Origin of the sequence: Micromonospora sp. DT63 (assembly GCF_049841615.1) — a bacterium.
GTDB lineage: Bacteria > Actinomycetota > Actinomycetes > Mycobacteriales > Micromonosporaceae > Micromonospora.
Window position 1 is genome coordinate 432263 of sequence record NZ_JBNCKQ010000002.1, and the last position, 6000, is coordinate 438262.

8 protein-coding genes are annotated in these 6000 nt (G+C 70.2%); 5 read left to right on the top strand and 3 right to left on the bottom strand.

What is annotated here, in order from left to right:
- Positions 1-113 precede the first annotated feature (113 nt).
- The 3 genes from ACLQ27_RS08760 (at position 114) to ACLQ27_RS08770 (ending at position 2574) form a co-directional block, all read left to right on the top strand.
- Positions 114-845, top strand: coding sequence for a class I SAM-dependent methyltransferase (locus ACLQ27_RS08760; protein WP_425866265.1), 732 nt, complete (start codon positions 114-116; stop codon positions 843-845).
- A 108-nt stretch (positions 846-953) separates the two neighbouring features.
- The gene (locus ACLQ27_RS08765) at positions 954-1163 is read left to right on the top strand and encodes a hypothetical protein (protein ID WP_357574636.1); all 210 of its coding nucleotides are present in this window, start codon (positions 954-956) and stop codon (positions 1161-1163) included.
- An 85-nt stretch (positions 1164-1248) separates the two neighbouring features.
- On the top strand, positions 1249-2574 hold the full coding sequence (locus ACLQ27_RS08770) for an MFS transporter (RefSeq protein WP_425866267.1): 1326 nt from the start codon (positions 1249-1251) through the stop codon (positions 2572-2574).
- On the opposite strand, the gene ACLQ27_RS08775 is transcribed toward ACLQ27_RS08770, so the two are convergent.
- Positions 2504-2944, bottom strand: coding sequence for an SRPBCC family protein (locus ACLQ27_RS08775; RefSeq protein WP_425866269.1), 441 nt, complete (start codon positions 2942-2944; stop codon positions 2504-2506). The genes ACLQ27_RS08770 and ACLQ27_RS08775 overlap by 71 nt on opposite strands.
- Positions 2945-3073: 129 nt before the next feature.
- On the opposite strand from ACLQ27_RS08775, the gene ACLQ27_RS08780 reads away from it, so the two are divergent.
- Entirely contained in the window at positions 3074-3448 is a 375-nt protein-coding gene (locus ACLQ27_RS08780; RefSeq protein WP_357574633.1) for a VOC family protein, read from the top strand.
- A 56-nt stretch (positions 3449-3504) separates the two neighbouring features.
- On the opposite strand, the gene ACLQ27_RS08785 is transcribed toward ACLQ27_RS08780, so the two are convergent.
- On the bottom strand, positions 3505-4278 hold the full coding sequence (locus ACLQ27_RS08785) for a class I SAM-dependent methyltransferase (RefSeq protein WP_425866272.1): 774 nt from the start codon (positions 4276-4278) through the stop codon (positions 3505-3507).
- A gap of 183 nt (positions 4279-4461) precedes the next feature.
- Between ACLQ27_RS08785 and ACLQ27_RS08790 the strand changes: the two genes are divergently transcribed.
- Positions 4462-4848: a squamosa promoter-binding protein 15 gene (locus ACLQ27_RS08790; protein ID WP_425866274.1), complete on the top strand. Its 387-nt coding sequence runs from the start codon at positions 4462-4464 to the stop codon at positions 4846-4848.
- A gap of 28 nt (positions 4849-4876) precedes the next feature.
- On the opposite strand, the gene ychF is transcribed toward ACLQ27_RS08790, so the two are convergent.
- Positions 4877-5962 (bottom strand): redox-regulated ATPase YchF, encoded by a 1086-nt coding sequence (gene ychF / locus ACLQ27_RS08795; RefSeq protein ID WP_234583858.1) that lies wholly within the window; start codon positions 5960-5962, stop codon positions 4877-4879.
- Positions 5963-6000 lie beyond the last annotated feature (38 nt).

Consider the following 6000-nt stretch of genomic DNA (forward strand, 5'->3'; position numbering starts at 1 on the left):
AGTCCCTCCGACCCGACCTCATCCGATCCGAGGAATCGAGACTTCGTGAGCAGAACTGCTCCCCTGACCTCGGCGCCGTCGCGCGCCACTGACACCGACCCCGGAGGCCGCTGATGTCGGTCTTCGACGATCCCGGCCTCTTCGGCCGGCTGTGGGCCGCCGACTACGACGGCCCCGGTAACCCCGACCCGATGCCGGCTGTGGACTTCCTGGCCGAGCTGGCCGATGGCGGACCGGTCCTCGAACTGGCGATCGGCACCGGCCGCGTCGCGCTGCCACTGGCCGAGCGTGGCCTCACCGTGCACGGCATCGAGGGGTCCGCGGAGATGCTGGCGCAGATGCGGGCCAAGCCCGGCGGCGACCAGATCCCCGCGGTCGTCGGCGACATGGCCGACGTGGCAGTGCAGGGCCCGTTCCGCCTTGCGTACCTGGTCTTCAACACCCTGTTCAACCTGGTGGACGCCGAGCGGCAGGCGGACTGTTTCCGCAACGTCGCCCGGGTGCTGTCGCCGGGCGGCGCGTTCGTCATCGAGACGTTCGTACCCGACCCGCGCAGCTTCGACGCCGACGAGCAGGTGCAGGTCCGCGAGGTGACCGAGGACTCCGCGACGATCCGACTGCACCGGTACGACCGGCCGGCGCAGCGGTTCATCCGGCAGACGATCACCTTCGACGGTGACGGTGTGCACCTGAGGCCGTTCGCCATGCGCTACGCCTGGCCGCACCAGATCGACGAGATGGCGCGGCAGGCCGGGCTCCGGCTCACCGAGCGGTACGCCGACTGGCACCGGCGGCCGTTCCAGGCCGACAGCCCGTCACACATCTCCGTCTACCGGACGGAGTAACGGCGGTTGGTCGACTCCGGTTCCGGGAATCCAGGGCATCGAGGCCCTTGATCCCCCGACGTCAAGGAGCCGGAGTCGATCTCCGCCCGCGGAAAGGGAGACGCCGCCATGAGCAGACGGGCCATCCAGGCAGTCCTGGCCCTGTCGGTCGTCCTGATGGCCACCGGCATCATCCTGAAGGTGACCGGGGACGGCGGCGCCGACACCGCCGGCGCCTGGGCGGTGTCGCTCGCCTCGGTGGGTTCGATCGTGGCGGCCGTCGGCTCGTCCTTCCGGGCCTCCCGCGACGGCGACAGCCCAGACCGGAAGTCTGGCTGAGATCCGGCCACGTTCCGCTTCAAGCGGATTCTGCTGGCAGCAGTCCCCTCTGGTCTGCGCGGCCACCACAGGGTCAGCTGGCACCATGCCACCACAGCCCGCCCGCCTCCTGCGCGCCTCGCCCTACCGGCCGGTGGTGAGTCACCCACTGCTCAGACGGATCCTGCCCGGCCTGGCCGTGTCCGCTCTCGGCGACGGCATGGCGCTGGTCGCGGTGACCTGGCTTGCCATCCAGCTCGCGCCGCAGGGCCAGCACGGCCCGTGGATCGCGGTCGCGGTGGCCGCGTACACCCTGCCCAGCGCGGCCGGGACGGTCATCTTCGGTCGGTTGCTGCGCGGGCGCAGCGGCGCTCAGCTCGCCGGTTGGGACGCGATCCTGCGGGCCGCCGCGCTCGCGGCGATCCCGATCGCCCACCTCGCCGGCATGCTCACCATCGGGCTGTACGTCGTCCTGCTCGCCGCGTCCGCGCTACTGCACTCGTGGGGCTCCGCCGGACGGTTCACGCTGATCGCCGAGCTGCTGCCCCAGCGCCACCACCTGCCCGCCAACGCGGTGCTCACCACCATCTCCGGGTTCGCCACCATCGTCGGTCCTCCGCTGGCGGGCATCCTGATCGGCTGGGCGGGCCCGGTGTGGGTCATCGCCGTCGACGCCGCGACGTTCGCCGTGCTGGCGCTCACCTATCGCCTCGCCCTTCCCGCCACCGGGACGATCCATTCGTACGAGCGCGGCGCCTCACGTACCGCCGGCCTCGCGGTCATCCGCCGTCAGCCGGCGCTGCTGGGCCTGCTGGTGCTGAGCGTCGCGTTCTTCTTCCTCTTCGGCCCGGTGTACGTCGCCATGCCGCTGCACGTCACCGACGACCTGCACGCGTCCGCGACGCTGCTCGGTGCGTACTACACCGCCTTCGGCGCCGGTGGCCTCGTCGGCGGCGTGGTGGCCGGGCACCTTCGCCACTGGCCGCTACGGGCCACCACCATCGGCATCGTCATCGGGTTCGGCGTCGCCATGCTGCCCCTCGGCCTGGGCATGCCCATCGGCCTGTCCCTGCCGGCGTTCGCCCTGGCGGGCCTGATCTGGGCGCCGTACATGTCCACGTCGATGGCGTTGTTCCAGCGCAGCGCGTCCACCGAGCAGCTGCCCGCGGTGCTCGCCGCGAACGGCGCCGTCCTCGTGCTCGCGGTGCCGCTCGGCACGATGCTCGGCGGCCCGCTGGTCGGCGCCGTCGGCGCACGTCCGACGCTGCTGCTCTGCGCCGTGGCGATCGTCGTCCTCGGCCTGGTGGCTGCCGGGTTCAGCCTGGCACGGCGGGATGGGACGGGTTCGGGCGCCACTGAGGTCAGTGCCCGTCGCCGATCTGGACGTCGTCCGGCGCCGGCCGGCCGCGCCCCGTCTCCACCAGCTCCTTGAGACTCATCAGGAAGATCGCCCACTTGGTACTGCACTCGTGCATGAGTTCGGTCGGCTCGCGCCAACCCGTGTGCGTGAAATCAACGATCGTGTACCTCCCACGCTGGTTGAAGCGCCAGTTCACCTCGGTGCCGATCCACTCGTCGGGGCCACCGGTGACCCGCCACCGCACCCGTCCGGCCGGGTCCAGCTCGATGATCTCCAGATCGAACCCGCCGTCGGCACCGAACCGGACGGCCAACTGCCCGCCGACCTCGTCCTTTCCGGTCGTGTCGATCGACCACCAGCCCGCGACGCCCTCGGGAGTCGCCACCGCTTGGTAGACGTCGCCGAGCGGGGCGACCACGCCGACCTGATGCAGAATGTCCACCACTTCAGACTCCTTCGCCTCAACTACCTGCAACCTTTGGTTGCGTCACCATACGACGACCGCCCACCGTCGTGCAACCTTTTGTTGCGCCTCACGATCCCGTCGTACCCGAGGCACACAATGCGGTGCATGTCTGAGTCAGCGCCGCAGCGGCACCACACCATCGACTACATCGAGTTCACCGTGACCGACCTCGCCGAGGCCAAGCGGTTCTACGCCGACGCGTTCGGCTGGCAGTTCACCGACTACGGGCCGGGGTACGCGGGCATCCGCAGCCCGCACGGTGACTCCGCACCGGAGGTGGGTGGCCTCCGCCTGGACGAGGAGGTGCGGACGGGCGGCCCGCTGGTGCTGCTCTACTCAGGTGACCTGGACCGGTCCGTGCAGGCGGTGAAGGAGGCCGGGGGTCAGGTGGTCAACGGACCGTACGAGTTCCCCGGAGGCCGCCGGTTCCACTTCACCGACCCCAGCGGCAACGAGTTGGGCGTCTGGGCCGAGCAGTAGCGCGCCGGGCGGCTCGGGGCCGGCGACGGCGGAGTCTCGGTGGCCGACTGAGCCCGTCAGCGCCGGCGGGCGCGCAGCACGCCGGTCAGCATCGGCAGGTCGAACTCGCCCTCGGCGGTCTCCGGCCTGCTCCCGAGGAAGTCGCGGATCCGGCCGAGCGTGGCCTCCCGGTCCGGTTCCGGCATGACCAGCATTCCGGCCCGGGTCCCGAGTGTCGCGACGAGGGAATCGGCGGTACGGCGCTGCCCGTGCGGAAACTCGGCCTGCTCCGACGAATCGAACCGGGAGGCCAGGCCGGTGCTCGGAACGAGCATGGCAGCGGTCGCCGCGCGCCAACTGGTGAGCGTGTCGCGCGGGCCGATCGCCGCACTCCCGCTGACCCCTTCGAGCTCGGCGACCCAGTCGATCCGGTCGTCCATGATGTTCCACAGGCCCGCCAGCACGCCTCCGGGTGCGAGGACCCGGGCGATCTCCGGCCCCGCGACGGCCATGTCGAACCAGTGCAGGGCGTTGCCGGCCAGCACGGCGTCGACCGACGCGTCCGGCAACGGGATCGCCTCGGCGCTACCCGGCAGGGCACGAGCGGCAGGCATCACACGGCGCAGCTCGGCGAGCATCGCCGGGTCGGGTTCGACAGCGACGACGTCCGCGCCAACGGCCACCAGCGTGTGGGCCAGCTTGCCGGTGCCGGCGCCGAGGTCGAGCACTCGCGGGCCGGGCGCGAACTCAAGCGCCCACCGCACCGCGGCCTGCGCGTAATCCGGGCGGTGCTCGGCGTACGCGGACGCCGCCGACCCGAACGACGAACTGAGCAACGTCCGCTCTCCCACCGAACACCGTCCCTCTGCCTGTCCACGCCGGACCCACATCCTCCCCCAATTTCAGGATGTCGGGGTGTCCCGGCCGTCCGGATACCCCGGTTTCCAGGAATCCGAGTCGATCAGGCCCGCTGTGGACAACGGCCCGACAAACGGCGGGGCCGAGCTCTCGCGCGCTTGGTGAAGGATGGCCTCATGAGCTGGGTCACGAACATCCTGCTGTCGGTAGACATCACCGAGGACAGCGCACTGGTGGACGAGTTCGATCGATGGCTCCAGACCCTGGCTTCACGGCAAGGGCAACCCGAGGTCAAGGGCGTCGGTTCTCTTCGCCCCCTGCACGACAACCCGGAGGCATGGGGCGGCGTGAAGTATCCCGAGGCGATGCTGTGGGCCGGCGTGTTGAACAAGGCCGACGTCGCGTCTGTCGTCCGCCGGTTCGGTGCTACCGGCTGGCGCGTTCCCCAACTCGTCCAGCTCCTCGTCCAGGACCAGGAGCAAGGTGCGTTCCGGTTATGGATGATCCGTGACGGAGGGGTCCGTCAGTACGCACCCCTACCCGACTTCGACGCGGACGAGTAAGTCTCATGCCGGAGACGTTGGATCGGAATCACACGTTGAAGCGGAACTCCACCACGTCGCCGTCCTGCATGACGTACTCCTTGCCCTCGATGCGGACCTTGCCCGCCGCCTTGGCCGCCGCCATCGATCCGTGCTCGACCAGGTCGTTGTAGGAGACCACCTCGGCCTTGATGAAGCCGCGCTGGAAGTCCGAGTGGATGACACCCGCGGCCTCCGGCGCGGTGGCGCCGACCGGGACGGTCCAGGCGCGCGCTTCCTTGGGGCCGGCCGTGAGGTACGTCTGGAGCCCGAGCGTACGGAAGCCGACGCGGACGAGCTGGTTGAGGCCGGGCTCGTTCTGCCCGATCGACTCCAGCAGCTCGCGGGCCTCCTCCTCGGGCAGGTCCACCAGCTCAGATTCGATCTTGGCGTCCATGAAGACGGCCTCGGCGGGCGCGACCAGGGCGCGCAGTTCGTCGAGGAACGTCTCGTTGGCCAGCTCGGCCTCGTCGACGTTGAAGACGTACAGGAAGGGCTTGGTGGTGAGCAGGTGCAGCTCGCGCAGGTGCTCCAGCTCGATCTTGGCCGCGGCGGCCCCGGAGTAGAGCGTGGTGCCGCCGTCGAGCACCTCGATCGCGGCCTTCGCGGCGGCGACCGCGGCGAGGCGGTCCTTGCGGAGCTTGGCCTCCTTCTCCAACCGGGGCAGCGCCTTGTCCAGGGTCTGCAGGTCGGCGAGGATCAGCTCGGTGTTGATCGTCTCGATGTCGTCGGCCGGGGAGACCTTGCCGTCGACGTGCACCACGTTCGGGTCGGAGAAGGCCCGGACGACCTGGCAGATCGCCGAGGCGTCCCGGATGTTGGCCAGGAAGGCGTTGCCCCGGCCCTGCCCCTTCGACGCCCCACGGACCAGGCCGGCGATGTCGACGAACGACACCGGGGCCGGCAGGACCTTCTGCGAGGAGAAAATCTCGGCCAGCTTGCCCAGCCGCTCGTCGGGGAGCCCGACCACGCCGACGTTGGGCTCGATGGTGGCGAACGGGTAGTTCGCCGCCAGCACGTCGTTCTTGGTCAACGCGTTGAAAAGCGTGCTCTTGCCGACGTTGGGCAGGCCGACGATGCCGATGGTGAGACTCACGACGGGCCAGCTTACGCCGGTGCCGGAGGTGCCGGTCC

Excerpts from the sequence above, each read along its gene's own strand:
- ACLQ27_RS08760 (WP_425866265.1), top strand. The coding sequence starts at position 114 with ATGTCGGTCTTCGACGATCCCGGCCTCTTCGGCCGGCTGTGGGCCGCC.
- ACLQ27_RS08765 (WP_357574636.1), top strand. The coding sequence starts at position 954 with ATGAGCAGACGGGCCATCCAGGCAGTCCTGGCCCTGTCGGTCGTCCTG.
- ACLQ27_RS08780 (WP_357574633.1), top strand. The coding sequence starts at position 3,074 with ATGTCTGAGTCAGCGCCGCAGCGGCACCACACCATCGACTACATCGAG.
- ACLQ27_RS08790 (WP_425866274.1), top strand. The coding sequence starts at position 4,462 with ATGAGCTGGGTCACGAACATCCTGCTGTCGGTAGACATCACCGAGGAC.
- ACLQ27_RS08770 (WP_425866267.1), top strand. The coding sequence starts at position 1,249 with ATGCCACCACAGCCCGCCCGCCTCCTGCGCGCCTCGCCCTACCGGCCG.